This is a genomic window from Novosphingobium sp., assembly GCF_965229225.1.
Classification (GTDB): Bacteria; Pseudomonadota; Alphaproteobacteria; order Sphingomonadales; family Sphingomonadaceae; genus Novosphingobium.
The window spans coordinates 408,431-434,999 of record NZ_OZ245867.1; the positions used below are offsets into that span (position 1 = coordinate 408,431).

The window sequence follows — 26,569 nt, forward strand, 5'->3', positions numbered from 1 at the left end:
CAGCCAAGGACAGTCGCAGCCCATGGGCGAGCCCTATTATATCACGACCGCCATCAGCTATCCCAACGGGAAGCCGCATATCGGCCACGCCTATGAGGCGATCGCCGCCGACGTGATCGCGCGCTTCCACAAGGCAATGGGGCGCGACGTGCGCTTCCAGACCGGGACGGACGAGCACGGCCTGAAGATGGCGCAGAAGGCCCGCGACATGGGCGTGACGCCGGCCGAGCTCGCTGATGAAATGACCAGTCATTTCATTGCGATGGCCGATGCTCTCAACGTCGATTACGACGTGTTCATCCGCACCACCGAGCCGCGCCACCATGCCGCGACGCAGGAACTGTGGCGGCGCATGGAAGCGAACGGCGACCTCTACCTTGATCGGTACGAGGGCTGGTACTCGGTGCGCGACGAGGCCTATTACGACGCGAGCGAGCTGATCGACGGGGAAGGGGGGGAGAAGCTCTCGCCCCAGAGCACGCCGGTCGAGTGGACGGTCGAGGAAAGCTGGTTCTTCCGCCTGTCGAAGTATCAGGAGCCGCTGCTCGCGCTGATGCGCGACAATGCCGATTTCATTCGCCCGGAAAGCCGGCGCAACGAGATGATTGCGTTCGTCAGCCAGGGGCTGCGCGATCTTTCGGTCTCACGCACCAGCTTTGATTGGGGCGTCAAGGTGCCGGGCAGCGACAACCATGTCATGTACGTGTGGGTCGATGCGCTGACGAACTACATCACCGGCCTCGGTTTTCCAGACGAATCAGGGGATTACGCGAAGTACTGGCCGGCCGATCTCCACCTCATCGGCAAGGATATCGTCCGCTTCCACACGATCTACTGGCCAGCCTTCCTTATGAGCGCCGGGCTGGCTGTGCCCAAGCAGGTTTTCGGGCATGGCTTTCTGCTCAACCGTGGGCAGAAGGAATCGAAGTCGCTCGGCAACGTGACCGATCCGCTGACGCTGGCCGAGCGGTTTGGCGTCGATGCGCTGCGCTACTTCCTGATGCGCGACGTGGTGTTCGGGCAGGACGGCTCCTATTCGCCCGAGGCGATCGTGACCCGCTGCAACGCCGAATTGGCGAACAGCTACGGCAATCTGGTGCAACGCACACTTTCCATGATTTTCAAGAACATGGACGGCGAAATTACCAAGTTTGCGAGCGCCGAGGCGGACGACCAGCTGCTCGCCACCGTGTTCGCGGCCTGTCATGACGACTTGCCGCGCGAGTTTGCCGCACTGAACTTCTCCGCCGGGATCGAGGCGTGGATGCGCGGCGTGTTCGCCTGCAACCAGTATGTCGACGAACAGGCGCCCTGGGCGCTGCGCAAGAGCGATCCGGAGCGGATGCGCGCCGTCCTCATGACACTGTTCATGGCGATCCGCGATCTCACCATCGCGATCCGACCGGTGGTGCCAACAGCGGCCGACAAAGTGCTGGATCAGCTTGGTATTCCGGGCGACGAGCGCGGCATCACCGCACTGACGCAGGCGGACTGGTTCCTCGCGCGCGTCGCCAACGGCGAGCGGCTTGCGGCACCGAGTCCGGCATTCCCGCGGCTCGAACTGGTCGAGGAAGACGCGGGCTGATGCTGATCGATTCGCACTGCCACCTCAACTACAAGGGCCTGATCGAAACGCAGGCCGAAGTGCTGACGCGCGCCCGCGCGCGCGGGGTGCAGGGTTTCCTCAATATCTCGACACGGCAGAGCGAATGGGATGCGGTGGTAGCGACGGCACACCGCGAGGCGGACGTCTGGGCCAGCATCGGTATCCACCCGCACGAGGCCGATGCACACGCCGATCTTGGCGCGGAGGCGCTGCGGGCGGCATCCTCCGATCCCAAGGTGATCGCGATCGGTGAGACCGGGCTCGACTACTTCTACGATCATTCCGACCGGCAGGTGCAGCAGGACCTGTTCCGCGTACATATCGGCGTGGCGCGCGAAACCGGCCTGCCGATCGTGATCCACACGCGCGATGCCGAGGATGACACGCTGCGGATCCTCAGCGAGGAAATGGCCAAGGGTACGTTCCCGGCGTTGATCCATTGCTTCACCGCGAGCGCGGAATTCGGCCGGGCTGTGCTCGCGCTTGGGCTCACGATCTCGATCTCGGGCATCGTGACCTTCAAGAATGCCAAGGACTTGCAGGCCTTTGCTGCCGAAGTACCCGATGATCGGCTGCTGGTTGAAACCGATTCCCCGTTCCTCGCGCCGGTGCCGCATCGGGGGAAGGTCTGCGAGCCGGCATTTGTTTCCGATACTTGCGCCTTTGTCGCCCAATTGCGGGGGACGACGGCGGAAGCGGTTGCCGAACAGACGGGCGCCAATTTCTTCCGCCTGTTTGGCAAGGCGCGGGCATGAAACTGACTGTCCTGGGGTCCGGGACATCCACGGGCGTGCCGCGCATCGGCAATGATTGGGGTGATTGCGATCCCGAGGAACCGCGCAACCGGCGCACGCGGGTCGCGATCATGGTCGAAGGCGTGGATGGCGGACGGATCCTCGTGGATACGCCCACGGACTTGCGCCACCAGTTGCTCGCGACCGGAATCGGGCGGATCGATGGCGTGGTGTGGACGCATGACCATGCCGATCACACGCACGGCATCGATGACCTGAGGCCGCTGCGCATGGGTCGCGGTGCGCCGATCCCCGGCTATGCCGCGGATGAGACGGTGCGACGGTTGCGGCTGCGCTTCGGTTATGTCTTTGCAGGGCAACATGGCTATCCGACGATCTGCAATCTCGACAATCTGGACCGTGTACGGATGGTCGCCGGCATTGGCGTAACGCATTGCCAGATGCCGCATGGTCCTGCGCAGACGACCGCTTTCCGCTTTGATCAGGACGGAAAGTCAATCGGTTACGCGACGGACTTCAGTGCGATTACCGGCGAGATGGTGGCACTGTTCGACCGGGTCGATGTGCTAGTGGTCGATGCCTTGCGCCGGCAGCCGCATCCCACGCACGCGCATTTGGCGATGTCACTTGAGCTGGTCGAAGCCTGCCGCGCGGGCCGCGCTGTGCTGACGCATCTCGACAAGAGCATGGACTACCGGACATTGTGCGATGAAACACCGGGGCACGTCGAGCCCGGCTATGACGGGATGGAAATCGAGCTGTGACACCGGACAAGTTCGTCGCACTGATCGGGATCGTGATGGCGCTGGTGCTTGTCTTGGCAAACGGCAGGTTGCGCGGGATGAAGCCGTCGTCGGGCATGATGATGGCTGGGGCTTGGGTTGTGATTATCCTGGCGGCAGCGCTGGCGTTTGCGGGGTATCGGCGCTGAGTCGTCACTCTTTCATTTAACATAATAAATATTATCGAACTCAAGGATCGGTCCTTATGCGCGTCTCTCCCGAGGTCTCCCCCGCTATGGATGCAGCCGCAGTTTCGGGAATTGCTCGGCTTCTGGCGATCATGGCGCGGCTCCGCGATCCCGCGACGGGCTGCGAATGGGACGTTGCCCAGAACTTCCAGACCATTGCGCCCTATACGATCGAGGAAGCCTACGAAGTGGCCGATGCGATCGAACGTGATGATCTGGCCGCGCTGTGCGAGGAACTCGGCGATCTTCTGCTCCAGGTCGTGTTCCATGCGCGCATGGCCGAAGAATTGGGCGCGTTCGATTTTGATGGCGTGGCCCACGCCATCTCGAACAAGATGACCGAGCGGCATCCCCACATTTTCGACAATGCGGCCGATCACGGCCAATCGCGTGAAGTGCGCTGGGAAGCGCAGAAGGCCGCCGAACGCGAAGCCAAGGGCGCAATGAGCGCGCTCGACGGCGTGGCGCTGGCGCTGCCCGCGCTGATGCGCGCGGAAAAGCTCCAGAAACGCGCCGCTCGGGTGGGCTTCGACTGGCCGGACACCGAAGGCCCGCGCGCCAAGGTGATCGAGGAGATCGGAGAGCTGGCTGCCGCCACGAACGCGGCCGAGCGGCTCGATGAAGCCGGTGATCTGCTCTTCGCCGCGGTCAATCTGGTGCGCAGATATGGGATCGCGCCAGAGGATGCGCTCCGCCATGGCAATGCCAAGTTCGAACGGCGGTTTCGTGGGATGGAAGCGCTGGCGGGATCCGATTTCCCCTCGCTTTCGCTCGAAGCGCAGGAAGCGCTGTGGCAGCAGGTCAAGGCCGCCGAGCGCTGACGCTTAAAGCTGGACGAAGCGCCCTAGCTCTCGCGGCGTCAGGCGCACGGTCAAACGCTGCACCGGCGCACCATTTTCGTCCTCGATCTGCACCTCGGACATCACTTCGCCGTGTGCGTGAAGCCACGCAAGCTTCTGGCCGTCCGCCATCGGCACCGAGAGTTCGAGTATCCGCGCGCCGCCGGTAAGCAATTCGCTCAGCAGCGCAACGAGCTTCTCGACCCCCTCGCCCGTTTGCGCCGAGATTGGCACGACCTGCCGATCGGGCACCCCGGCGGCAATCAGATCGCGGCGCATGGCGCTGTCATCTTCAGAGAGCAGGTCCCACTTGTTCCACGCCTCGATGATCGGAACCGACGCCCCCTCCTCCCCGATCACCCCCAGATCGGCGAGGATTTCCTCGACCTCGAGCTTCTGCGCGGATGTGGCGGGATTGGCGATATCGCGCACGTGGACGATGACGTCAGCCGCAGTGACTTCCTCCAGCGTCGCCCGGAAGGCGGCAACAAGCTGCGTCGGCAGTTCCGAAATGAACCCCACCGTGTCGGAGAGGATCGCCTTTTCGAGGCCCGGCAGGCGGATTGCCCGCATCGTGGGATCGAGCGTGGCGAAGAGCAGGTCCTCGGCCATGACATCCGCACCGGTCATGCGGTTGAAAAGCGTCGATTTTCCTGCGTTGGTATAGCCAACGAGCGCAATCACCGGCCACGGCGCGCGCTGGCGGCGCTCGCGGTGGAGCGTGCGGGTGCGGCGGACTTGTTCGAGCTCGCGCCGGATGCGGGCCATGCGGCCACGGATCAGGCGGCGGTCGGCCTCGATCTGCGTTTCGCCCGGACCGCCGAGGAAGCCGAAGCCGCCGCGCTGGCGTTCAAGGTGGGTCCAACTGCGCACGAGGCGGCCAGCCTGATAATCGAGGTGCGCGAGTTCAACCTGCAGCCGTCCCTCGGCCGTGGCGGCTCGCTCGCCGAAGATTTCGAGGATCAGCCCGGTGCGGTCGATCACCTTGCGTTCGAGCTTGTCCTCGAGGTTGCGCTGCTGGATTGCCGAGAGCGCGCCATCGACGATGACGAGTTCGGCATCAGACTGCGCAATGGCGACGGCAATCTTCTGGACCTGACCTTCGCCGAACAGGGTGGCGGGGCGGACCGTGCGGATTGGCAGCGCGAAGGCATCGACAACATCAATGCCGATCGCGCGGGCCAGCCCCTGCCCTTCTTCCAGACGGGATTCGGCGTCCAAACCGCCACGCTGGCGCAAATCGGGGAGGACAACGACGGCGCGGGCGCCGCGTGTCACTTCCCCGACAAGCTCGGTTTCCCGGCCGAATTCAAATCCGCTCATGCGGTTCGGCCTGTTTCAATGGTCAGGATGGTTCGCCGTCCCACTCACCGGAAAGGTCGACGTGGCCAGCGGGCTGGATCGTCGAAACAGCATGCTTGTAGGCGAGCTGCACATAGCCTTCGCGTTCAAGCAGCATGCAGAACAGATCGTAGGCAGCAACGCGGCCCTGAAGCATGACGCCGTTCACCAGAAACATCGTCACCTGCACGCCGGCATCGCGCACACTGGAGAGGAACACGTCCTGCAGCAGTCGCTTCTTCGCACCTTCGTCGTTGCTCGGCGCAAAGTGCGCGGCGGCAAGCTGCTGGCCCGGCATGATCGTCGAGATCGCATGCTTGTAGACCAGCTGCGACTGGCCATCGCGGCGCAGAAGAATGGAGAAGTTATCGAACCAGGTGACAATGCCCTGCAACTTGACGCCCTTCACGAGAAACATGGTGACGGGAATCTTGTTCTTTCTCAAGAAGTTGAGGAATACATCCTGAAGGTTCTGTCCCTTTCCGGCAACGAGCGAAACCGGCGGCGTTGCGGCGGCTTCGGGTGCGGGGGCGGTTTCAACCTTGGTGCGCGGGCGCGCAGAGAGGGTTCTGCCGGTCATTTTGGTATGTCCTTTCGTCTTTTTTTTGGTGCCGTAACGCTCTCGGGCGTTCAGACACGATCTGGCAGGGCCCGCACTCACCCTATTTCTTCATCGGCCAAAGCCGAATCTGATCAAGGGTTTGCGCGGCGCCACAGCCGGTCAGCAACCATCATCCTATGCCGGGTTCATGTCTTAGTATAGGGGCAAAATGGAGCAATCTGCGCGCCCGCGTGCTCTGGGCCCGCTCTGGGACAGCTCAATCCAGCTCTTCGTCCTCGCGCCGCTCGGCCATGCCGAGCAGCTTCAGCTTGCGGTGCAAGGCCGAGCGCTCCATGCCGATGAAGCTCGCGGTCTTCGAGATGTTCCCGGAAAACCGCCGGATCTGGACCTTGAGGTACTCGCGCTCGAAATTCTCGCGCGCCTCGCGCAGGGGCACCCCCATCAGCGCCGAAGTGCTTGAATCGCCGCCAAGCCGGGTGGTGACGATTTCGGCCGGCAACATATCTGCATCGATGCGGGTGAGCCGCTCGCGCGGGGCAAGAATGATCGTGCGCTCGACCACGTTGCGCAACTGGCGCACGTTGCCGGGCCAATCGTAGCTCTGCATCGCGGCGATAGCCTCGGGCGAGATCGCGGGTGGCTGCACGCCCTGTTCGTTGGCGTAGCGCGAGAAGAAATGGTCCGCGAGCGCGGGGATATCCTCGCGTCGCTCGATCAGTGATGGGATCGAGACGGGGACTACATTGAGCCGGTAGAAAAGGTCTTCGCGGAAGCGGCGCTCGGCGATTTCCTTTTCGAGCGGGCGCGAGGTGGAGGAAACCACGCGCACATCGACGCGGATCTGGCGGTGGCCGCCCACGCGCACGAACGATTGTTCGGTGAGCACGCGCAAGATGCGGGCCTGGCTGGAGGCGGGCATTTCCGCGACTTCGTCAAGAAACAGCGTGCCGCCGTCGGCCATTTCGAGCAGCCCGGCGCGCACCAGTTTGCCGTCGATTTCCTCGCCGAACAGTTCCTGCTCGAAGCGTTCCGGGGTGATACGGGCGGAATTGACAGTGACGAAGGCGTGATCGGCGCGCGGGCTCCACGAATGGAGCAGGCGCGCGGCGACTTCCTTGCCCGAGCCTGCCGGGCCGGTGATAAGGAGGCGGCTTCCGGTGTTGGCCACGCGCTTCAACGTTGCGCGCACGGCATTGATCGCACTGGAATTGCCGGTGAAGCCATCGGCCATCGAAAGGCCCTGCCGTAGCCGCGCGTTCTCGCGGCGCAGGCGTTCGGTCGCGGTCGCGCGCTCGACAAGGAGCAGCAGGCGCTCGGCCTCGAACGGCTTTTCGAGAAAATCCATCGCGCCGCGCCCGATCGCGGAGACTGCGGTATCGATGTTGCCGTGGCCGGAGAAGATGATCACCGGCAGTTCGGGTTCGCGCTTCTTGATCTCGTCGAGCACTTCAAGCCCGTCCATCGGGCTGCCGTGCAGCCAGACGTCGAGGAGGACGAGGCTGGGTCGGCGCTCGTCCACCGCGGCGAGCGCGGCGGTGCTGTCGGCCGCGGTGCGGCAGCCGTAGCCTTCGTCGCTGAGCACGCCGGCGACAAGTTCGCGGATATCGCGTTCGTCGTCCACGATGAGGATATCGAGTGCCATTGGTCGGTTGGTCCTGAAGGTCTGGTCTAGCGGTTGACGGGAATGGGCGTGGCAGGGGCTACCGGCGTATCGGTGACGGCCTCTGCCGCGGTGGGATTGCGGGCAAAGCGCATGATGACCGAAGTGCCGCCCGCTTCATTGGGAGCGAACGCCATGGCGCCGCCGTGCTCCTCGACGATCTTGTTGACGATCGCGAGGCCGAGCCCGGTGCCCTTCTCGCGCGTCGTCATGTAGGGTTCGAGAATGCGGTCGCGTTCGGCCGGCAGGCCCACACCATTGTCGGCGATGGTAACGGTGACGGCATGACGGTCTGCGGCGAGGCTCACCGCGATGCGGCCGCGATAGGCGATATCTTCCGCCTTGGCGCGTTGCTCGATTGCTTCGATGGCGTTCTTGAGCACATTGGTCATCGCCTGGCCGATCTGGTGGCGGTCGGCCTCGACAGGCACCTGCGCCTCGCCCTCGAAGGTGAAGGTGATGTCGCTGTGTGCCACTTCCTGCAGGAACAGCGCCTGCCGGACGAGGTCGCTGGCATCCTCTGCGCGGAACACCGGCTTGGGCAGGCGCGCAAACGAAGAAAACTCGTCCACCATCTGCCTCAGATCGCCAACCTGGCGGATGATCGTGGCGGTCAGTTCCTCGAACAGTTCGGGGTCGGTCTCGATCTGGCGGCGGTAGCGGTGCTTGAGGCGCTCGGTCGCCAGCTGGATCGGGGTCAACGGGTTCTTGATCTCGTGCGCGATGCGGCGGGCAACGTCGGACCATGCCGCGCGGCGCTGGTCGAGCAGCTGGCGGGTGATGTCCTCGAAGGTGATTACGTGGCCGTTGCGGTCTGCCGTGACCTTGACGGCCAGTGTCAGCAGGTCCCCGCCCTTGGCATAGTGAACAACGCCGCTGCGCTCGCCGCCGGCGACGAACTGGGCCAGTTGCGGCGCGATATCGGCCAGCGGTGCGCCGATGGGATTGGGGACGTTCTCATCCGCCCGCGCCGGCTGCAGCAAGGTCTGGGCCGAGCTGTTCATCAGGCGGATCGCGCCTTCGCGGTCGATCGAGACGATGCCCGCCGTGATCGATTCCAGCACCGCTTCGATGAAGGCGCGGCGCACCTCGAGCTGGGCATTGGCGCTAACGAGGGCCTGGGTCTGCGCCTCCAGCTGCGCGGTCATGCGGTTGAACGCGCGCGCAAGCAGGCCAACCTCATCGGTACCGTTGCCGGGCTGTACGCGCATCTCGAAATTGCCGCTGCCGACGTTACGCGCGGCCGAGACGAGTTCGATCAGCGGGGCCACCTGCCGGTCGGCAAAGCGCAGCGCGACCCATACGGCGAGCGCAACGAGCGCAAGGCTGATTACCAGCAGCGCGATGTTGAACCGCAGCTGCAGCGCGCGGGCGCGGCGGGAGAGGAAATCGTAGGCCTTGAGCACGCTTTGCGCACGCTGCCACTGGTTGAGCGCCAGCTGATCGGAATTGCGGGCAACATAGAGGTAGATGCCGCGCGTCCGGTCGACCGGGGTGACGGCCTCGATCCGGGCGGCCGAAGCGGTGACGACTACGGGCTCGCCCCCATCGATCCGCGCGAGCTCAGCCGGCGTGATCCGCTCGCGCTGCTCGCTGCGCGCCTGATCGACGATGGCAGCGGTACGCAGGGTGCCGTCAGGGCCCTTTTCGATGATCGCGGATTCGTTGAGCCTGCGGTTGATGACCTGCCACGAATAGCCCTCGGCGAACTCCTGACTGGTGATCGCTGCCTGCCCAAGATAATCGCGCAGGTCCCCCGCCATCGCAACGCTTTCGTTGCCAACATCGCGCAGCTTGTCCGCATAGTAGCCCCGCGCGAGGCTGTTGGCATTCTCCAGCATGCCGCGCGAGTTGTCTGAGAACCAGAACTCGACCCCTGACTGGAACAGCAGCGAGGCGAAAACCACCACGAGCAGCGTGGGGATCGCGGCGATGAGCGAGAAGAGCCAGACGAGCCGCACGTGGAGCCGCCCACTGCTTCCCAGCACGCTGCGCGCCGCGCGGCGCAGCGCGAGCCGGCGGCCGATGAGCACGATCAGTGCCATCGCGGGCACAAGAGTACCGATCAGCAGGCTGGCGGTGAGCCGCGAGGGCAGCAGTTGGTTGGCGTTGCCGTTGGAGGAAAGCGCCATCCAGGTGACAGTGACCATCAGCGCCAGCGCCATGGTCGCGGTCATTTCCAGCAGCCGGAAAACGTTGGCGCGGCGCATCATCACCAGAAGGCGGCGATACCACCTCGGTGAGCGCCGCATGCCGCCTTTGCCGTTCTGAACCATCGTTGCGGATGTACAACACTGCTGTTGCACCATTGCAAGCCGAATCGACGAAGCAACCTATAATCGCGGCAAACGACATGTGGCCCCCGGGTGACGGGGGTCCAGAAGCCGTCAGCCGCGCGCGACCGCTTCTTCTGGATCGATCGACAGTTCGGACAGGCGCTTGCGCAGCGTGTTGCGGTTTATCCCGAGCAGGCGCGCAGCGCGCAGCTGGTTGCCGCCGGTGGCCGCGAGCGCATGCAGGAACAGCGGGCGCTCGAACGCGGCAAGGGCGGCACTGTAGAGTTCGCCCTCGCCCGGCTTTTCCTGCGCGAGCCAGTTGGCCAGCGCTTCGGCGAAATCAGCGGCGACTGCCGGTGAAGCAAGGCCGGGTTGCGGCTGCGCGCGGTCCTGCGCCAGCAGCGGCTCGATGGTCGCCGCATCGATCACTTCGTCGCGGGCGAGCAGCGCGAGGCGATAGACGAAATTGCGCAGCTCGCGCACGTTGCCGCGCCAGGGCTGGCGTGCCAGCAGCGCGGCACCGGCTGCGGTAAGCTGGCGGCGGGGCAGCCCCTCACCCGCCGCGCGGACGAGGAAGTGGCGGGCCAGCGCTTCGATGTCGTCGGCCCGCTCCCGCAAGGGCGGCAGCGAAATCGGCACGACAGCGAGCCGGTAGTAGAGATCCTCACGGAACATGCCGGCGGCGATCATCGGTTCAAGATCGCGGTTGGTTGCCGCGACGATGCGGCAATCGAGCGTGATTTCCTCGGTCCCGCCGACACGGCGGATGCGGCCCGATTGCAGCGCACGCAGCAGCCGGGTCTGCGCTTCGAGCGGCATATCGCCGATCTCGTCGAGGAAGAGCGTGCCGCCGCGCGCTTGCTCGAACTTGCCGATGCGGCGGGTGACGGCCCCGGTAAAGGCGCCCTTCTCGTGGCCGAACAGCTCGCTTTCAATGAGGTCGCCGGGAATGGCGGCGGTATTGACGGCCACAAAGGGCCCCGCGCTGCGCTTGCCGAGCTGGTGGATCGCCTCGGCCACCAGCTCCTTGCCGGTGCCGGATTCGCCCAGGATCAGCACGGTCAGATCATTGCGCAGCACTCGCGTGATCATCCGATAAACCGTCTGCATCGCAAGGCTGCGACCGACGAGTGGCAGGCCGGGCGCAACGTCCTCGGCCACGTCATCGAGGCTGGCGCTCTCGCTGGCGCCAATCGCCTGCCGTACGGTGCGGACCAGTTCATCGAGATCGAAAGGCTTGGGGAAGTATTCGAAAGCGCCGGTATCGCTTGCGCGCACAGCTGTATCGAGCGTGTTTTGCGCAGACAGGATGATCACCGGCATGTGCGGGGCAGCCTCGCGCACGCGGCCCAGCGTTTCCATGCCGTCGCCGTCGGTCAGCACCACGTCGGTGAGCATCAGGCCGTACTGTCGCTCCGCGAGCAGCCCGTCACGATCGGCAATCGAAGCGCAACGAAAGACATCATAACCTTCGGCCTCGAGCGCGGCGGTGATGACGAGCGCGATGGAGGCATCATCCTCCACGAGCAGAATGCGGCTCTTCATGGCTTGGCGCTTCCGGCGACGGGCAGGTGCAGGCGAAAGTGCGTCCATCCGCGCAGATCGTCGCGGTCGTGCGTCACGCGCCCGTTCATTTCGCGCACCAGCTTCTGGACGAGGGCAAGGCCAAGGCCCTGCCCGTTTTTCTTGCCCGTCACGAAGGGATCGAAGATGTGATCGCGCAGCGCCGGATCGATGCCGGGGCCATTGTCGCTGACGCGCAGCTCGATCGGCAGGCGCAGCGGCTTGCCGCCCGGACCTGCGTGGAGCTGAATGCCGCTGGCAAAGCGCGTCCGCACGGCAATGCGCGGCTCGCGTGCGGTTTCGCAAGCCTCCCGCGCATTGGTGAAAAGGTTGAGCAGAACCTGCACTAGTGCATCGGGATTGGCCATGACCGGCGGGAGCGAGGGATCGAACTCCTCCTCGACCACGAACCCGCCATGTCCGGCGGCCACCACGGCCTGTGCGCGGCGCACCGCTTCGTGGAGATTGCAGGCCGTTCCCGGCTCGCGGCCCCGGCGGGAGAGCGACTGCATCTGGTCGACAAGCTTGGCGATGCGGTCGACTTCGCCGGTTATCAGTTCGGTCAGCGCACGGTCGGTTTCGCCCAGCTTGCGACCGAGCAGCTGCGCGGCGCCGCGGATACCGGCGAGCGGGTTCTTGATTTCGTGGGCGAGCACTTCGGGCGCGCGCAGCGGCGTGCCCTCCCCCGCCCCGGCACCGCCGCCGTCGCCGGAAAGCGCCTCCACACCGACACCTTCGCTGAGTGCGAGAAGCTGCCAGCCCGGGCAATAGGCAACCGGCGATGTCATGACGTCAATCCGGCGCGCGGGCGCACCGAGGATGCGGACGAGCGAATCGCGTGCCAGAAGCTGGGCCTCACCCTCGGCGAGGCGGCGCAGGATCAGCGGCTCTTCGAAGGCGAACACATCCTCAACAGCCTTGCCGAAGAGCCTGCGGGCGCCCTGCCCTGCCAGTTGTTCGGCGGCGGGGTTGGCGGCGGCGATGGTCAGATCGGGCGCAAGCGTGAACACCGCCAGCGGAAGGCTGGCAACGATGCGCTTGGCATCGGGCCGCGAGCTGTCGCCGACCTTGCGCCAGTCGGCCGGACCGCTCATGCCGCCGCGCGGTTTGCGGGGGCAGCCATGGCGCGGCCGTAGAATTCAGCCAGTGCGGCGAGCACGGCCTTGGGATCGTCGATGAAGTTCACGCGGTTGCGGAATTCGGCCGAACCCGGGATGCCCTTGGTGTACCAGCCGAGGTGCTTGCGCGCCATGTTCACGCCTGTAACCGTGCCATAGTGCTCGAGCATTGTGTGGTAATGCTCTGTGATCAGGGCATATTGTTCGGCGATGGCAGGGTCCGGGCGATTTTCGCCGGTATCCAGCCAGTGCATGACCTGGCCGAGCAGCCAGGGGCGGCCATAGGCACCGCGCCCGATCATCAGGCCGTCTGCGCCACTCTGTTCGATGGCCTGCGCGGCATCCTCGATCCCGCAGATGTCGCCATTGACGATCACGGGGATCGAGACGGCGTCCTTCACGCGGCGCACGAAGCGCCAGTCGGCCGAACCCTTGTACATCTGGTTGCGGGTGCGGCCGTGGACGGTGATCATCTGCGCGCCAAGATCCTGCGCAATGCGCGCAAGCTCGGGGGCATTGAGGCTATCATGGCACCAGCCCATGCGCATCTTGACCGTGACCGGAACCTTGACCGCCTTGACCGTCGCCTCAATCAGCGCGGTGGCGAGCGGGATGTCGCGCATCAGCGCCGATCCGCAATCGCCGCTGACGATCTTGCGCACCGGGCAGCCCATGTTGATATCGATGATCGCCGCGCCCTTGGCTTCGGAAATCCGCGCCGCTTCGGCCATTTGCGCGGGCTCGTTGCCCATGAGCTGCATCGAGACAGGCTCTTCGGTCGGGTGCCAAGCGGCCTTCTGGATCGACTGGCGCGTCTCGCGGATCGCGGCAGGGCTGGCGATCATCTCGGTCACGTTGAGGCCCGAGCCGAAGCGGCGGACCATGGTGCGGAACGGCAGATCCGAAACGCCCGTCATCGGCGCGAGCACCACGGGCTGCGCGATGCGCAAGGGGCCGACCATGATCGGCTTGAGCTCGGGCGGGGCGGGAAGTTCACTCATCAGGGTCTGCCTAAAAAAGAGGCATGCGCTTAGTCGATTGCGCGGTTTGCGGCAAGGACTGTAAGGGGCGGTGCATGAACGCGCCTTCCCCCGCATCCGTTGCCGCTGTTGTCGTTGCTGCCGGCCAAGGCCTGCGCGCGGGCGGAACGGTGCCGAAGCAGTTTGCGCAGTGGCGCGGAAAGCCGCTGGTGCGGCATTCGGTCGATGCGCTCGCCAAAGCCGGGGTTTCGCCCATCGTGGCGGTGATCCCCGCGAACTGGGAAGACACCGCAGCGGAAGCGCTCGCCGGGGTGCCGGGCGTTCGTTTCGTCCACGGTGCGGCGAGCCGGCAGGGATCGGTGCGCGCGGGGCTGGAGGCGCTGGCAGGCGATGCCCCCCGCCATGTGCTGATCCACGATGCGGCGCGGCCCGATCTCCCCGAAACGGTGATTGCGGCACTTGTGGCGGCGCTCAAGGGCCAGCCCGGCGCCATTCCGGTGCTGCCGGTGGTGGACAGCGTGGTGCGCGGGGCGGACGGTCTGCGCGGGGCCTTTGTCGAGCGCGATGGCCTCTACCGCGTGCAGACTCCGCAGGCCTTCAGCTTCGATGCGATCCTTGCGGCGCACCGGGCGTGGGACGGGGCTGCGGATGCAGGTGATGATGCCACCGTTGCCGAAGCGGCGGGACTGGCGGTCGCACTCGTTCCGGGTGACGAGCGGCTCAAGAAAGTGACCTTTGCGGAAGATCTGAAGGATGACGGCATGATACACCCCGCCGTGCGCACCGGCATGGGCTACGACGTTCACCGCCTTGCCGAGGGCGAGGAACTCTGGCTCTGCGGCGTGAAAATCGAGCATTCCAAGGGGCTTGCGGGGCACTCTGATGCTGATGTTGCGATCCATGCGTTGGTCGATGCACTGCTCGGTGCGGTGGCGGCGGGCGATATCGGCGATCACTTCCCGCCTTCGGATCCGCAGTGGCGGGGGGCCTCGTCCGATCTGTTCCTTGCCCATGCGGGAACACTGGTGGCCGGGGCGGGTTATGCCATCGGCAACGTTGATGTCACGATCATCTGCGAGGCTCCGCGTATCGGTCCGCACAAGGCGGCCATGCGGGCACGGCTCGCTTCGATTCTGGCGATTGACATAGCCGCAGTGAGCGTCAAGGCGACGACCACCGAGCGGCTCGGCTTCACCGGTCGCGGCGAAGGGATTGCGGCGCAGGCGGTGGCCACTGTCATCGCGCGCGGCTGAAGGAGTAGCGGTTGATGTCGCTGATACGGAACCTGGTCTGGGGCGCGGCGCTCGTCTCGCTGGGCGCAGCCGAAGTGGCGGCTGCGCAGGAACCGGCCTGCCTCAGTGAGCGCGAGGTGACGAGCCTTGTGACCTATGCGCTGCCGGTGGTGATGAATTCCACGATGAGGGCCTGCCGGCCGCAGCTCTCTCCGCAGGGCTATTTCGCGACACAGGGAACCTCGCTGGTGCAGCGCTATGCGGTGCGCAAGAGCGCGGCCTGGCCGGAAGCGCGCGCGGCGCTGGTCAAGCTCGGCGGCAATGACGACAAGCTCAAGGACATCGTCTCGAACCTTTCGGACGAGGCGCTGCAGCCTTTCGCGGAAGGCATGGTCTCGGTCGTGGTAACCAAGGGAATCAAGCCGGGCCAATGCAAGGCGATCGAGCGCGCGACGTGGCTGCTATCGCCCCTGCCCCCCGAAAACACGGCGGAACTGGTGACGTTCATCCTCGTTCTCTCGGACAAGCCGCAAGTGCGCGGCGCGGTGGGCGCGGCGAAGAAGTCCGACCTGCCGATCTGCCCGGCGGCCTGACCATGGACACGCTGCTTCCCCTTGAACTGACCACGCTTGCTGCGCGGGTGATTGCCGAAAACAAGGCTGCGGGCCGGATGGTGGCCGTGGCCGAAAGCTGCACCGGCGGGCTTGTCGCGGCGGCGCTCACCGAGATTGCCGGCTCGTCCGCAGTGGTCGACCGGGGTTTCGTGACCTATTCGAATGAGGCCAAGCACGAGATGCTCGGCGTCTCGACCGACCTCATCGACACGTTCGGTGCGGTTTCGGTGGCGGTCGCCTGGTCGATGGCGCAGGGCGCGCTCAAGCATTCGCGCGCGGCAGTGGCCGTGGCGATCACCGGGATCGCCGGGCCTGACGGCGGAACCGAGCAGAAGCCGGTCGGCACGGTGGTATTCGCCAAGGCCGAGCGCGGCGAGGACCCTGAGGCGGTGGTTGCCGAACAGAAAGTGTTCGAAACCGCCAAGACCCGTGCCGACGTGCGCCTTCAGGCCGCGCTGGTCGCGCTCGAGCTTCTGCTACCGTAGACCTTTTCCGCACGCGTTTCGAACGCGGCGACCATCTTGCGGAACGCGCGGTCGAGGTACTGGCCGGCGAGCGCTTCGAGGATCGCGCTGCGGAAGGTGAAATCGACGTTGAAGTCGATCACGCAGCCGCCTTCTTCGTCCGCGCGGAACTCCCAGGTGTTCGAGAGACGCTTCAATGGCCCATCGAGATACTCGACCGCGATACGGTTCGGGCGCTCCTTGATGACGCGCGAGGTGAACTTTTCGCGCAGCGCGCTGAAACCGACCATCATGTCGGCCACCATCTCGGTCTCGCTATCGGACTTGATGCGCGTGGCGACGACCCAGGGCAGGAACTCCGGGTAGCGCTTCACGTCGGCGACGAGATCGAACATCTCCTCGGCCGACCAGGCAAGCCGCCGCTGCTGGTTGATCACCGGCATGGGATCAGCCCCTCGCGGCGGCCTTGGCGAGCTGTGCTTCGCGGGCTGCGCGCATTTCGGCGAAATCTTCGCCCGCGTGGTAGCTGGAACGGGTCAGCGGACTCGCGGCTACTTGCAGGAAGCCCTTGGCGCGGGCGATCGCGCCATAGGCGGCGAAGGCTTGCGGTGTCACGAAATCGATAACCGGCGCGTGCTTGGGCGTGGGCTGGAGGTACTGGCCCATGGTCAGGAAATCGATCCCGGCAGAGCGCATGTCGTCCATCACCTGATGCACCTCAAGCCGCTGTTCGCCAAGTCCGAGCATGACGCCCGACTTGGTGAACACGCGCGGATCATGGTGCTTTACTTCCTCCAGCAACCGAAGCGAGGCGTAGTAGCGCGCGCCGGGGCGGATCGTGGGATAGAGGCGCGGCACAGTTTCGAGGTTGTGGTTATAGACGTCGGGCCCCGCGGCCATGATCGCCTCAACCGCCGCGCGCATCTTGCCGCGAAAATCAGGAGTGAGAATCTCGATCGTGGTGTTCGGCGTTGCAGCGCGCAGGGCCTGAATGACCTTGACGAACTGGCCCGCGCCGCCATCGGGCAGATCGTCGCGGTCAACCGAGGTCACCACGATATGCTCAAGGCCGAGTTTGGCGGCGGCTTCGGCGACATGGCCCGGCTCGCTCGCGTCGACCTTGCGCGGCATGCCGGTCTTGACGTTGCAGAACGCACAGGCGCGCGTGCAGACATCGCCGAGGATCATCACCGTTGCGTGCTTCTTCGTCCAGCACTCGCCGATGTTCGGGCAAGCCGCCTCTTCGCACACGGTGTTGAGCCCGAGGCTGCGCATGAGGCCACGCGTTTCCTCGTAACCCTTGCTGGTCGGTGCCTTGACCCGGATCCAATCGGGCTTGCGGGGGCGCGCAGGTCGATCGAGTTCTGGGCGATCTGGCGCGGCAATCGGGGACTGATCGTTCATGGCGGTTCAGATAGGCGCATGAAGCATGACTTGAAAGATGCATTCGTAGGCGGCAACAGGTCGCTTATGGCCAAACCCTTCTCCCCCGAGCTTGATCACCTGATCGAAGGCTATCGCCGCTTTCGCACAACTGGCTGGACCCCGCGCCTTGAGCGATGGCACCAGCTGCGCGAAGGGCAGGAACCGCCGGTGATGGTTATTGCCTGTTCGGACAGCCGGGTGGACCCGGCGCAGATCTTCGATACCGACCCCGGCGAGATGTTCGTGGTGCGCAATGTCGCCGCGCTGGTGCCGCCGTTCGAGACGTCGCCCGGCTATCACGGTGTATCCGCCGCGCTCGAATTTGCGGTGCAGGTACTGAAGGTGCGCAAGATCGTCGTGCTCGGCCACGGCATGTGCGGCGGCTGCCGCGCGGCGTTGACGCAGGAGCTGGCAGGCACCGAGCCGGGCGAAGGCGGCTTCATCAACGACTGGATCGGTCTGCTGAGGCCCGCGCGCGATGCGGTGGTCCACGCCCATGGCACCAGCGGCCGCCCGGCGGAGCGCGCGATGGAGCAGGCGGGCGTCAAGGTCAGCCTTGCCAATCTGCGGACGTTCCCCTGCGTGCGCCGCAAAGAGGCCGCCGGAGAACTGCGCCTGCGCGGGGCGTTCTTCGCGATTTCCGACGGAGTGCTTCACGTACTCGACGAGGATTCGGGCGAGTTCCTCGAAGCGAAGTGAGCGGCGCCCTCGCCACAAAAAAGGGCGGCCTTTGCGGGGCCGCCCTTTTCCGTTGGATTTGACCGCCTCAGCCGATCAGGGCTTGGACTTCTGATCCGCGAGAACCGAGAACAGGCGCGCGAGCGGTGCGCGCACGCCACCGACCTTGGCAAAGCTGGCCTTCGCCGCATCGAACTTGTCCTGATCGAGCTGTGCGATGCCCAGGCGAGTCTCTGCGCGGTCCATGTCGAAGGCACCGCCCTTGGTGAGCGCAAGCTGATAGAGCTCCTCGGCCTTGGCGGGGTTGTCATACGACAGGTAGGCATCGGCAGTGGCGACCGCGAGCTTGCCATCGGCGGAAGCGCGGGCGTCCTTCTCGAGACCGACCAGCGAAGCCTTGTCCGCTGCGATGCGGCCCTTGGCCTGCGAGAGCGAATCGCTGACAAACACGTCGCTGGCATCGAGCGCCTTCTTCGAAAGGCCGAGTTCGATGACCTTCACCGTTTCACCGGGCAGACGGCGCGGGTCTGCTGCCTGGACGTATTCGATGAATTCACGCGCGACGAACTGCTTGTCGTTGTCGAGCGCGCCGCTGCGGAGGAACAGGCGGCCCAGATCGAGTGATTCTTCCTTGCCGAAGCCGCCGAATTCGCGCGCGAGCTGGCCAGCGCCGAGCCAGTTGAGCGACGTGGGCTGCGCGGCGACTTCAAGCGTCGACCACTCGATCGCCTGCGGCCCGAGCTTCGCCTTGTAGGCAATGATCTTGGCGCGCGTGTACCAGTTGTCCGGCACGGTGCCGTTCGCCGCCTTGCGCGCATCGTACGCCATCTTGAGCGCTGCGATACCTTCGGCAGGCTTGCCCAGCTGCGTGTAGGAATCGGCGAGCATCTCAGCTGCCGCGTCTTCCGAAACGTTGCCCTGGATCGCCTTGGTCAGCGGCTCGATCGCGCCCTGATAGTCCTTCGATGCATAGGCAAAGTTGCCCAGATAGAAGTTGAAGGTCGGGATCTTGTCAGCTTCCAGCAGGCCGCTGTCGATCATGTTCTTGACGCCGCGCGAACGCATCGCCGTATCGTCGAGGAAACCGCCGAGTTGCACCGCGAACTGGCCGGCGGCGAGCTTGTCCTGGCCCGTCTTGGCGGCTGCTTCGGCCTTGGCGACCGCTTCCGCGGCACCGCCGAGCGTCGCCTTGATCTGCGCATCGGGCGTGCCCTTGGCCTTGGCGGCCTGCGCATCCTGCACCAGTTTCTGAACTGGGCCGGCTACGGCGATGAATTCCTTGGAATAAGTGCCGCCCTTGGGGGCTTCCTTTTCCTTCGCGATGGCAGGCGCAGCGCCGAGCAGGACGCCGCCTGCGGCCATAACCGCCATGGGGCCGGTCGAAAGCGCCACTGCCAGCGCAGCACGAGCTGCCACGAATTTCATTGCATTACCCCGCATCACTTCATCTCCTCCTGGCCCAAGCCGGCAGACCGGACCGGTCCCCTGATCGTTCGTGCCCCGGGCCGTATCCCAAAACATCGGCAGAATGGGCATGTCTCTCACTCCGTCCGCGCGAACCTCTGGCGCGAAATCGCCGCCTTGGCAACGCCTTGCTGCACTGGAACCCACCGGGTGAACCCGGATTGAATACCAATTCGTCTCATTGTTCAGGAATAGCGCGAACAGGTGCTCGCATATGTGGATAAGGCGGCCGGGACCGGGCCGTTTTCTGGTGTTTGGCGGGGCTTTGGCCTAGTGCCAAGGACATCCCTGAACAGAAGCGAAAAAGCCCAACGTGAGCGATGACACTGGCCTGATCGACCCACCCGCCCCGCTGCCGGACCACGAGTTCCAGCGGATCGACATTGTCGATGAAATGAAGACGAGCTACCTCGATTACGCGATGAGCGTGATCGTGAGCCGCGCGCTGCCCGATGTGCGCGACGGCCTGAAGCCCGTCCACCGCCGCATCCTGTGGACGAGCCACGAGAACGGCTTCACCTCGACCAAGGCCTATCGCAAGTCCGCGCGCATCGTCGGCGATTGCATGGGCAAGTACCACCCGCATGGCGACAGCGCGATCTACGACGCGCTCGCGCGCATGACGCAGGACTGGTCGATGCGCCTGCCGCTGATCGATGGTCAGGGCAACTTCGGCTCGATGGATCCCGATCCGCCGGCCTCGATGCGCTACACCGAGGCGCGGCTCGCCAAGGTTGCCGATGCGCTGATGGCGGATATCGATAAGGATACAGTCGATTTCCAGCCCAACTACGATGGTTCGGAAAGCGAGCCGCAGGTGCTGCCGGCGCGGTTCCCCAACCTGCTGGTCAACGGCGCGGGCGGCATCGCGGTCGGCATGGCGACCAATATTCCGCCGCACAACCTTGGCGAAGTGATCAATGGCTGCCTTGCCTATATGGCGAACCCGGCGATCACCACGGATGAACTGATCCAGATCATCCCCGCGCCCGATTTCCCGACCGCGCCGCTGATCCTGGGCACGAGCGGTGCGCGCAAGGCCTATCACGAAGGGCGCGGCTCGATCGTGATGCGCGCGCGGCACGAGATCGAGGACACCAAGGGCGGACGGGGCGAAGGACGCAAGTCGATCGTGCTCACTTCGATCCCTTATCAGGTGGGCAAGAACGGCCTGGTCGAGAAGATCGCCGAAGCCGCCAAGGACAAGCGGATCGAGGGCATCTCGGACATCCGCGACGAATCGAACCGCGAAGGCGTGCGCGTGGTCATCGACCTCAAGCGCGATGCAACGCCGGAAGTCGTGCTCAATCAGCTGTGGCGCAACACGCCCGCGCAATCGAACTTCCCGGCGAACATGCTGGCAATTCGCGGCGGGCGTCCCGAAATCCTCACGCTGCGCGACATTATCGAGGCCTTCGTCCAGTTCCGCGAGGAAGTGATCCAGCGCCGCACCAAGTTCGAGCTGAACAAGGCGCGCGACCGGGCCCATATCCTGCTCGGCCTCGTGGTCGCGGTCTCGAACCTCGATGAAGTGGTGCGGATCATCCGCGCCTCGGCCAATCCGGCGCTGGCGCGCGAGACGCTGATGGCGCGCGAATGGCCGATCGGAGAGATCGCGCCCTATATCCGCCTGGTCGAGGCGATCGAGGACGAGGCGCTGGAAGGCGAAGGCGGGAGCTACCGCCTGAGCGAAACACAGGTCCGCGCGATCCTTGATCTGCGGCTCCACCGCCTCACCGCGCTGGGCCGCGACGAGATCGGCGCCGAGCTCGAAGTGCTTTCGAAGGCCATTGCCGAGTACCTCGCGATCCTTGCCGACCGCGAGAAGCTCTATGCCGTGATGCGCGAGGAACTCGTCGCGGTACGCGATGCCTACGCTACGCCGCGCCGCTGCGAGATCACTGCGCCTGCCGACGGGATCGAGGACGAAGACCTGATCGAGCGCGAGGACATGGTCGTCACGATCACCCTCGACGGCTACATCAAGCGCACCCCGCTCTCCACCTTCCGCGCGCAGAACCGGGGCGGCAAGGGCCGCAGCGGCATGGCGACCAAGGAAGAGGATGCGGTGGCGACGATGTTCGTCACCTCGACCCACACGCCGGTGCTGTTCTTCTCGACTGCGGGCAAGGTCTATCGCCTCAAGGTCTGGCGCCTGCCCGAAGGCGGGCCGACGACGCGGGGGCGGCCGATGGTCAACCTGCTCCCCGCGCTGGACGCAGGCGAGACGATCGCAACCGTCCTGCCGCTGCCCGAAGACGAGGCGGAATGGGGCAAGCTCTCGGTCGTGTTCGCGACAGCAAAGGGCAATGTGCGCCGCAATGCCATGGATGCCTTCGCCAACATCCCCTCGAACGGCAAGTTCGCGATGCGCTTCGAGGAAGGCGACGACGACCGGCTGATTGGCGTCGCACTTCTCGAGGCAAGCGATGACGTGCTGCTGGCGACGCGTAGCGGCAAGGCCATCCGCTTTGCGGGCGACGAAGTGCGCGAGTTCACGAGCCGCACGTCTACCGGTGTGCGCGGCATGACGCTCAAGGGCGATGACGAGGTGATCTCGCTTTCGATCCTGCACCGCGTGGGCACGAGCGCCGAGGAGCGCGAGGAATACGTCCGCTTCGCGCCGTGGAAGGGTGAGAAGGAAGGCGAGCCTGCGCTGACGGCCGAGCGCATGGCCGAATTGCAGGCGCGCGAGCAGTTCATCCTGACGGTTTGCGCCAATGGATACGGCAAGCTCTCATCGGCCTACGAATACCGGCGGACGGGTCGCGGCGGCCAGGGCATCACCAACATCGACAACATCGCGCGCAACGGGCCAGTGGTGGCGAGCTTCCCGGCAAGCCAGGCGGACCAGCTCATGCTGGTGACCGATCAGGCGAAGTTGATCCGGCTGCCGCTGGATACGCTCCGAGTGATCGGGCGCGGCTCGGCGGGTGTGCGGCTGTTCAACGTTTCGGGCGACGAAAACGTGGTGAGCGCAGTGCGGTTGGCCGAGGAAGAGGGCGAACCCGAGGCTGAGCCTGAGGCCGAAGCATGAGCGAACTGCCGCAAGTTGCCTTCAAGGTGCTGATTGCAGCGCAGATGGACCTGCTGGAACATGACGGCGTGTTTGCCGGGGCACCGATCGATCTGGCGGATGGCTACATCCATCTTTCAACCGCTGATCAGGTGACCGAGACGGTGGACAAGCACTTTGCCGGGCAATCGGACCTGCATATCGCGGCGGTCGATCTGGCAGTTCTGGGCGATGCGGTGAAATGGGAGCCCTCGCGCGGGGGGCAGCTGTTTCCGCACATCTACGCGGCGCTCCCGCTCAATGCCGTGTTGGCCTATGGGCCGCTGGAGCGCGATGCCGACGGGGCGGTGCGGCTGCCGGTGGCGGGTTAGAGAAGAACCCTCACCCCAATCCTCGTCATTCCCGCGAAGGCGGGAAACCAGAGATCCGAACGCAGCATATGCCGATCTGGATTCCCGCCTGCGCGGGAATGACGAAGCTAGAGCGCGGTGAATTCGCCCTTGGCGCGCAGCGCGCCGATCACGCCCACGGTGATGAGGAACTGGCCGAAGTAGTAAAGCGGCCAGACCAGCAGATGCGGCACGGCGCTTTCCGCCATCGGGCCCATGCGCGCAAAGATCAGCAAATCCGATAGCGCGAACATCGCAGCGCCCAGCGCGACGCGCTGGCGCGGAAAGTCACTGGCGAAAGCGGCGGCTGTCATGCCGCCGAGGCCGAGCGCGTAGAACGCGACTTCCGGGCGGCCTGTCAGTGCAAGGCTGGCAACGGGAATGGCGAGGAGCACGACGGCAGCCACGGCCTTTTCGCCCTGCCCCATGCTGCGGCGATGCTTGAGATAAAGCGTGATCGCGGCCATGTGGCCCAGCAGGAACGCTAGAGCGCCACCGGTAAAGCTCACTTCCAGCACCATGTCGCCCAGCGCGCCGAGAGCCATGACGAGCGCAATGCGATGCGCATCGGCCACCGGGTGGTGGCGCCACGCGTATGCGGCGAGCAGGCTGACGCCCGCACCCTTCCACAGGATCAGATAGAGGCCGGGAATCCAGCTTCCTGCCACGAACCAGTAGCTGATGCCCGCGATCAGGCTGGCAAGCAGCCAGGGCCGTTGTTCGATCAAGGCGCGCTGCGGCATGGTCCCCCTTCCCTTCCGGGCTCCTCCCTAGGGCTTGCCGCGCGGGGGACGCAATGCCAATGCGCGTTTCATGACGCATCAGGTTCATATCATCGGCGGCGGCATGGCCGGAAGCGAAGCGGCGTGGCAGCTCGCGCGGCGGGGCATTCGCGTGCGGCTCTCGGAGATGCGCGGCGGCGGTGACAGTACCGCTGCGCACAACAGCGATGGGCTGGCGGAGCTCGTCTGTTCCAACTCGTTCCGTTCGGACGATGACGAGAAAAACGCGGTCGGCCTGCTGCATTACGAAATGCGGCAATGCGACAGCCTGCTGATGGCGGCGGCGGCCAAGGCGCGGGTGCCGGCAGGCTCGGCGCTGGCGGTGGACCGCGAGGTGTTCTCGGCGGAAGTCGATGCCATGCTGCGCGCGCAGCCGACATTGGAGATCGTGCGGGAGCGGGTCGATGTACTGCCTTCGGACGGCCTCACCATCGTGGCGACGGGGCCGCTGACGGCCCCTGCCCTCGCCTCCAGCATCGGCGCGGCTACCGGCGCGGAGAGCCTTGCCTTCTTCGATGCGATTGCACCGATCGTCTACCGCGAGTCGATCAATATGGACATCGCGTGGATGGCCTCGCGCTGGGACAAGGGCGCGGAAGCCAGCCTTGCGATGGGCGGCGATGGGCGAGACTACATCAATTGCCCGATGACCCGGCTCCAGTACGAGGCGTTTCGCGAGGAATTGCTCGCTGGCGAGAAGACCGAGTTCAAGGAATGGGAGGCCAATACCCCCTATTTCGACGGCTGCATGCCGATCGAGGTCATGGCCGCGCGCGGGGTGGAAACCTTGCGCTTCGGGCCGATGAAGCCGGTGGGGCTCGACAATCCGCACTGGGCGACGGCAGAGCATCCCAGCGGGCGCTGGCCCTATGCCGTGGTGCAGCTGCGGCAGGACAACAAGCTGGGAACGCTTTGGAACATGGTGGGCTTCCAGACCAAGCTCAAGCATGCCGAACAAGTGCGCGTGTTCCGCACGATCCCTGGGCTGGAACAAGCGGAGTTTGCGCGGCTTGGCGGGCTGCACCGCAACACGTTCCTCAATTCGCCCACTTTGCTCGACCGCCAGTTGCGGCTGAAATCGGCAGCCCATATCCGCTTTGCCGGGCAGATCACCGGGTGCGAGGGCTATGTCGAGAGCGGCGCCGTGGGTTTGCTGGCGGGGCTGATGACGGCGGCCGAGATTGCTGGACGAGAGTGGACTGCCCCGCCGCGCACCTCTGCGCTGGGCGCGCTGCTTTCCCATATCACCGGCGATGCCGAGGCCGAGACGTATCAGCCGATGAACGTGAACTTCGGGCTGTTTCCACCGCCGGATCCTTCAACCAAGAAGAAGCAGCGCAAGGAGGCCTATACCGCGCGGGCGAAGGCCGATCTGGCGGGGTGGGTGCCCAAGGTGGTTTAGAAGGGTTTCGCGCAGGGACGCGGAGGAAAAAGAGGGCGCAGAGACGTTGTGCCAGACAGGATGACATCACTCGGTCTCGTCGGCCCGGACTTGATCCGGGCCTTGGCTTTCTCTTTGGCGCCGCGCCAGAAGAACAGCCCAACCCCGTGTCAAGCACGGGGTGACGGAAAGAGATAAGCGTAAGGTCATTTGCGTCTGGTACTGTTTGGAATTCCGCGAATGCGGCCGCTTTCCTGCCTGATTGTCTTTCTCTCTGCGATCTCTGCTTCCTCTGCGTCTCTGCGCGAAACCCCTTCTTTTTCAGCACCTGCAGACCGCCTTTTTGGCTTTCTTAGGCTTGGTCGTCGCAAACTCCTCCCGTGACAAAGCACCATCCCCGTTCTTGTCCGCACCCTTGAAGCGGTTGTCGGTGGCGACGGACCATTCGTCGAAGGTCAGCAGATTGTTGCCGTCGACATCGAGCTTGCGGAAATCCTTGATTCGCGGGCTTACCATTTCGGTGCGGGTGATCTTGCCGTCGCGGTTCTTGTCGAGCCGGTCGAAGCGCTTCGCCTCGCGGCTTTGCTCGCTGGCTTCGGGGAGGCCGGGGCCGACCGCATCGCCCGCGTCGGAATCGGGGAGTTCCTCGTCGGCCGCCGGCGCGGAGGAGAGCGCGAGGTGGCTCGGCGCGGCGGGCGGCGTAACGGCCGCACGGCCCTGCCACCAGAACAGGCCCGAGGCCACGAGCAACAGCGCGCCAAGCGCGCCCACAAGTATTCGGTTCATGCGGGGCCTCCCCAAGGGACAGCCGTCAGGATAGGCGGCATGAGGCGCGGACGGCAGAGGCAAGCCCTGCCATTTTGGTGAGAGTTTCAGCGCCCGATCAGGCCGAGGCGGAGGATCACGAGGAAATCGCGCAAGGGGCTGCCGGGCCGCCCCGCCGCCTCGCGCAGCGCCATGCCGCGCAGGACCACCAGCGGACGCAGCTTCCCCGGCAGGATCGGTGCGCGCTCGCCGGGGGATTCCAGCCCGAGCCATTCGGCTGCGGCACGCCGAACCGCCTCATCGGAACGCACCCCGCTCAGCCGCGCCAGCGCACAGACCGCCTCGACCCGCGCCTTGCCGAGCTCCGCGCCGCCATCCTCGCCCACAATTCGGGCTTCCCACCCATCAACGAGGCCGCGCAGCGCGGGGCGTTCGGCATCCCATGCGTGCAGCAGTGCCAGCAGCGGCTCGCCCAGCGGCCACGCACTGGCGGGCTGTTCAAACCGGTCGCGCCACCAGGCAAGGCGCAGCTGGATCATCAGCGGATCGCGCCCCTCGCGCGCGGCATCGGCTAGGCGCCGATCAAGGAGCAGGAAGCCTTCCCACAGCGCCTGACAGCGTCGCGGCGCATAGAGCACCGCGAGCCGTTCAGGTGGGCTGAGTTCGATATCGCCGGAAGCAGGCTCCAT

25 protein-coding genes are annotated in these 26,569 nt (G+C 65.2%); 12 read left to right on the top strand and 13 right to left on the bottom strand.

Annotated elements, in window-relative coordinates; all coding sequences use genetic code 11:
- The first annotated feature begins 22 nt into the window (after positions 1 to 22).
- The 5 genes from metG to mazG are packed head-to-tail and all read left to right on the top strand — an operon-like array spanning position 23 to position 4,152.
- Positions 23 to 1,585 carry a methionine--tRNA ligase gene (metG, locus tag ACO06X_RS01600; RefSeq protein WP_421838270.1) on the top strand — a complete coding sequence of 521 codons (1,563 nt, stop codon included), beginning with the start codon at positions 23 to 25 and terminating at the stop codon, positions 1,583 to 1,585.
- Positions 1,585 to 2,361, top strand: coding sequence for a TatD family hydrolase (locus ACO06X_RS01605; RefSeq protein WP_421838271.1), 777 nt, complete (start codon positions 1,585 to 1,587; stop codon positions 2,359 to 2,361). The genes metG and ACO06X_RS01605 overlap by 1 nt, the downstream gene beginning before the upstream one ends.
- A complete protein-coding gene (locus tag ACO06X_RS01610; protein ID WP_421838272.1) occupies positions 2,358 to 3,125 on the top strand; it encodes an MBL fold metallo-hydrolase in 768 nt (255 codons plus the stop codon). Before ACO06X_RS01605 ends, ACO06X_RS01610 begins: the two co-directional genes overlap by 4 nt.
- Positions 3,122 to 3,292, top strand: a complete 171-nt coding sequence (locus ACO06X_RS01615; protein ID WP_421838273.1) for a hypothetical protein — start codon at positions 3,122 to 3,124, stop codon at positions 3,290 to 3,292. Before ACO06X_RS01610 ends, ACO06X_RS01615 begins: the two co-directional genes overlap by 4 nt.
- Positions 3,293 to 3,348: 56 nt before the next feature.
- The gene (gene mazG / locus ACO06X_RS01620) at positions 3,349 to 4,152 is read left to right on the top strand and encodes a nucleoside triphosphate pyrophosphohydrolase (protein WP_421838274.1); all 804 of its coding nucleotides are present in this window, start codon (positions 3,349 to 3,351) and stop codon (positions 4,150 to 4,152) included.
- Positions 4,153 to 4,155: 3 nt separating this feature from the next.
- Here mazG and hflX read toward each other — a convergent pair whose 3' ends face one another.
- The 7 genes from hflX to dusB form a co-directional block, all read right to left on the bottom strand.
- On the bottom strand, positions 4,156 to 5,493 hold the full coding sequence (hflX, locus tag ACO06X_RS01625) for a GTPase HflX (RefSeq protein ID WP_421838275.1): 1,338 nt from the start codon (positions 5,491 to 5,493) through the stop codon (positions 4,156 to 4,158).
- Positions 5,494 to 5,515: 22 nt separating this feature from the next.
- A complete protein-coding gene (hfq, locus tag ACO06X_RS01630; protein WP_421838276.1) occupies positions 5,516 to 6,091 on the bottom strand; it encodes an RNA chaperone Hfq in 576 nt (191 codons plus the stop codon).
- A gap of 238 nt (positions 6,092 to 6,329) precedes the next feature.
- Positions 6,330 to 7,715 (bottom strand): sigma-54-dependent transcriptional regulator, encoded by a 1,386-nt coding sequence (locus ACO06X_RS01635; protein ID WP_421838277.1) that lies wholly within the window; start codon positions 7,713 to 7,715, stop codon positions 6,330 to 6,332.
- A gap of 26 nt (positions 7,716 to 7,741) precedes the next feature.
- Positions 7,742 to 10,009, bottom strand: a complete 2,268-nt coding sequence (locus tag ACO06X_RS01640) for a sensor histidine kinase (protein ID WP_421838278.1) — start codon at positions 10,007 to 10,009, stop codon at positions 7,742 to 7,744.
- Positions 10,010 to 10,120: 111 nt separating this feature from the next.
- Positions 10,121 to 11,554 carry a sigma-54-dependent transcriptional regulator gene (locus ACO06X_RS01645; protein ID WP_421838279.1) on the bottom strand — a complete coding sequence of 478 codons (1,434 nt, stop codon included), beginning with the start codon at positions 11,552 to 11,554 and terminating at the stop codon, positions 10,121 to 10,123.
- Complete coding sequence (locus tag ACO06X_RS01650; protein ID WP_421838280.1) at positions 11,551 to 12,666, bottom strand: two-component system sensor histidine kinase NtrB; 1,116 nt, start codon at positions 12,664 to 12,666, stop codon at positions 11,551 to 11,553. The genes ACO06X_RS01645 and ACO06X_RS01650 overlap by 4 nt, the downstream gene beginning before the upstream one ends.
- A complete protein-coding gene (gene dusB, locus ACO06X_RS01655; RefSeq protein WP_421838281.1) occupies positions 12,663 to 13,691 on the bottom strand; it encodes a tRNA dihydrouridine synthase DusB in 1,029 nt (342 codons plus the stop codon). The genes ACO06X_RS01650 and dusB overlap by 4 nt, the downstream gene beginning before the upstream one ends.
- 74 nt (positions 13,692 to 13,765) lie before the next feature.
- On the opposite strand from dusB, the gene ACO06X_RS01660 reads away from it, so the two are divergent.
- The 3 genes from ACO06X_RS01660 to ACO06X_RS01670 are packed head-to-tail and all read left to right on the top strand — an operon-like array spanning position 13,766 to position 16,001.
- Positions 13,766 to 14,923, top strand: a complete 1,158-nt coding sequence (locus ACO06X_RS01660; RefSeq protein WP_421838282.1) for a bifunctional 2-C-methyl-D-erythritol 4-phosphate cytidylyltransferase/2-C-methyl-D-erythritol 2,4-cyclodiphosphate synthase — start codon at positions 13,766 to 13,768, stop codon at positions 14,921 to 14,923.
- 14 nt (positions 14,924 to 14,937) lie between these two features.
- Positions 14,938 to 15,495, top strand: a complete 558-nt coding sequence (locus ACO06X_RS01665; protein WP_421838283.1) for a hypothetical protein — start codon at positions 14,938 to 14,940, stop codon at positions 15,493 to 15,495.
- 2 nt (positions 15,496 to 15,497) lie between these two features.
- Positions 15,498 to 16,001, top strand: a complete 504-nt coding sequence (locus ACO06X_RS01670) for a CinA family protein (RefSeq protein WP_298174754.1) — start codon at positions 15,498 to 15,500, stop codon at positions 15,999 to 16,001.
- On the opposite strand, the gene ACO06X_RS01675 is transcribed toward ACO06X_RS01670, so the two are convergent.
- Entirely contained in the window at positions 15,962 to 16,423 is a 462-nt protein-coding gene (locus ACO06X_RS01675; RefSeq protein ID WP_421838284.1) for a type II toxin-antitoxin system RatA family toxin, read from the bottom strand. The two genes, ACO06X_RS01670 and ACO06X_RS01675, sit on opposite strands and share 40 nt — an antisense overlap.
- A gap of 4 nt (positions 16,424 to 16,427) precedes the next feature.
- On the bottom strand, positions 16,428 to 17,384 hold the full coding sequence (gene lipA / locus ACO06X_RS01680) for a lipoyl synthase (protein WP_421838285.1): 957 nt from the start codon (positions 17,382 to 17,384) through the stop codon (positions 16,428 to 16,430).
- Positions 17,385 to 17,450: 66 nt separating this feature from the next.
- Here lipA and ACO06X_RS01685 point away from each other — a divergent pair, with 66 nt between their 5' ends.
- A complete protein-coding gene (locus ACO06X_RS01685) occupies positions 17,451 to 18,104 on the top strand; it encodes a carbonic anhydrase (RefSeq protein ID WP_421838286.1) in 654 nt (217 codons plus the stop codon).
- A gap of 75 nt (positions 18,105 to 18,179) precedes the next feature.
- Here the strand turns inward: ACO06X_RS01685 and ACO06X_RS01690 are convergent, their stop codons facing one another.
- Positions 18,180 to 19,523 carry a hypothetical protein gene (locus ACO06X_RS01690; protein WP_421838287.1) on the bottom strand — a complete coding sequence of 448 codons (1,344 nt, stop codon included), beginning with the start codon at positions 19,521 to 19,523 and terminating at the stop codon, positions 18,180 to 18,182.
- Between the two features lie 337 nt (positions 19,524 to 19,860).
- Between ACO06X_RS01690 and gyrA the strand changes: the two genes are divergently transcribed.
- Positions 19,861 to 22,584, top strand: a complete 2,724-nt coding sequence (gyrA, locus tag ACO06X_RS01695) for a DNA gyrase subunit A (RefSeq protein ID WP_421838288.1) — start codon at positions 19,861 to 19,863, stop codon at positions 22,582 to 22,584.
- Positions 22,581 to 22,934, top strand: a complete 354-nt coding sequence (locus ACO06X_RS01700) for a DUF952 domain-containing protein (RefSeq protein ID WP_421838289.1) — start codon at positions 22,581 to 22,583, stop codon at positions 22,932 to 22,934. The genes gyrA and ACO06X_RS01700 overlap by 4 nt, the downstream gene beginning before the upstream one ends.
- 107 nt (positions 22,935 to 23,041) lie before the next feature.
- On the opposite strand, the gene ACO06X_RS01705 is transcribed toward ACO06X_RS01700, so the two are convergent.
- Positions 23,042 to 23,695, bottom strand: a complete 654-nt coding sequence (locus ACO06X_RS01705; protein ID WP_421838290.1) for a lysoplasmalogenase family protein — start codon at positions 23,693 to 23,695, stop codon at positions 23,042 to 23,044.
- Positions 23,696 to 23,765: 70 nt separating this feature from the next.
- Between ACO06X_RS01705 and trmFO the strand changes: the two genes are divergently transcribed.
- Positions 23,766 to 25,136 carry a methylenetetrahydrofolate--tRNA-(uracil(54)-C(5))-methyltransferase (FADH(2)-oxidizing) TrmFO gene (gene trmFO, locus ACO06X_RS01710; protein WP_421838291.1) on the top strand — a complete coding sequence of 457 codons (1,371 nt, stop codon included), beginning with the start codon at positions 23,766 to 23,768 and terminating at the stop codon, positions 25,134 to 25,136.
- 300 nt (positions 25,137 to 25,436) lie between these two features.
- On the opposite strand, the gene ACO06X_RS01715 is transcribed toward trmFO, so the two are convergent.
- Together ACO06X_RS01715 and ACO06X_RS01720 are read right to left on the bottom strand one after the other, a co-directional pair.
- Entirely contained in the window at positions 25,437 to 25,901 is a 465-nt protein-coding gene (locus tag ACO06X_RS01715; RefSeq protein ID WP_421838292.1) for a hypothetical protein, read from the bottom strand.
- An 86-nt stretch (positions 25,902 to 25,987) separates the two neighbouring features.
- A complete protein-coding gene (locus ACO06X_RS01720) occupies positions 25,988 to 26,569 on the bottom strand; it encodes a hypothetical protein (RefSeq protein ID WP_421838293.1) in 582 nt (193 codons plus the stop codon).

Coding starts and splice junctions, on each gene's coding strand:
- metG (WP_421838270.1), top strand. CDS start 23: ATGGGCGAGCCCTATTATATCACGACCGCCATCAGCTATCCCAACGGG.
- ACO06X_RS01605 (WP_421838271.1), top strand. CDS start 1,585: ATGCTGATCGATTCGCACTGCCACCTCAACTACAAGGGCCTGATCGAA.
- ACO06X_RS01610 (WP_421838272.1), top strand. CDS start 2,358: ATGAAACTGACTGTCCTGGGGTCCGGGACATCCACGGGCGTGCCGCGC.
- mazG (WP_421838274.1), top strand. CDS start 3,349: ATGCGCGTCTCTCCCGAGGTCTCCCCCGCTATGGATGCAGCCGCAGTT.
- hflX (WP_421838275.1), bottom strand. CDS start 5,493: ATGAGCGGATTTGAATTCGGCCGGGAAACCGAGCTTGTCGGGGAAGTG.
- hfq (WP_421838276.1), bottom strand. CDS start 6,091: ATGACCGGCAGAACCCTCTCTGCGCGCCCGCGCACCAAGGTTGAAACC.
- ACO06X_RS01635 (WP_421838277.1), bottom strand. CDS start 7,715: ATGGCACTCGATATCCTCATCGTGGACGACGAACGCGATATCCGCGAA.
- ACO06X_RS01640 (WP_421838278.1), bottom strand. CDS start 10,009: ATGGTTCAGAACGGCAAAGGCGGCATGCGGCGCTCACCGAGGTGGTAT.
- ACO06X_RS01645 (WP_421838279.1), bottom strand. CDS start 11,554: ATGAAGAGCCGCATTCTGCTCGTGGAGGATGATGCCTCCATCGCGCTC.
- ACO06X_RS01650 (WP_421838280.1), bottom strand. CDS start 12,666: ATGAGCGGTCCGGCCGACTGGCGCAAGGTCGGCGACAGCTCGCGGCCC.
- dusB (WP_421838281.1), bottom strand. CDS start 13,691: ATGAGTGAACTTCCCGCCCCGCCCGAGCTCAAGCCGATCATGGTCGGC.
- ACO06X_RS01660 (WP_421838282.1), top strand. CDS start 13,766: ATGAACGCGCCTTCCCCCGCATCCGTTGCCGCTGTTGTCGTTGCTGCC.
- ACO06X_RS01665 (WP_421838283.1), top strand. CDS start 14,938: ATGTCGCTGATACGGAACCTGGTCTGGGGCGCGGCGCTCGTCTCGCTG.
- ACO06X_RS01670 (WP_298174754.1), top strand. CDS start 15,498: ATGGACACGCTGCTTCCCCTTGAACTGACCACGCTTGCTGCGCGGGTG.
- ACO06X_RS01675 (WP_421838284.1), bottom strand. CDS start 16,423: ATGCCGGTGATCAACCAGCAGCGGCGGCTTGCCTGGTCGGCCGAGGAG.
- lipA (WP_421838285.1), bottom strand. CDS start 17,384: ATGAACGATCAGTCCCCGATTGCCGCGCCAGATCGCCCAGAACTCGAT.
- ACO06X_RS01685 (WP_421838286.1), top strand. CDS start 17,451: ATGGCCAAACCCTTCTCCCCCGAGCTTGATCACCTGATCGAAGGCTAT.
- ACO06X_RS01690 (WP_421838287.1), bottom strand. CDS start 19,523: ATGCGGGGTAATGCAATGAAATTCGTGGCAGCTCGTGCTGCGCTGGCA.
- ACO06X_RS01700 (WP_421838289.1), top strand. CDS start 22,581: ATGAGCGAACTGCCGCAAGTTGCCTTCAAGGTGCTGATTGCAGCGCAG.
- ACO06X_RS01705 (WP_421838290.1), bottom strand. CDS start 23,695: ATGCCGCAGCGCGCCTTGATCGAACAACGGCCCTGGCTGCTTGCCAGC.
- trmFO (WP_421838291.1), top strand. CDS start 23,766: ATGACGCATCAGGTTCATATCATCGGCGGCGGCATGGCCGGAAGCGAA.
- ACO06X_RS01715 (WP_421838292.1), bottom strand. CDS start 25,901: ATGAACCGAATACTTGTGGGCGCGCTTGGCGCGCTGTTGCTCGTGGCC.
- ACO06X_RS01720 (WP_421838293.1), bottom strand. CDS start 26,569: ATGGAGCCTGCTTCCGGCGATATCGAACTCAGCCCACCTGAACGGCTC.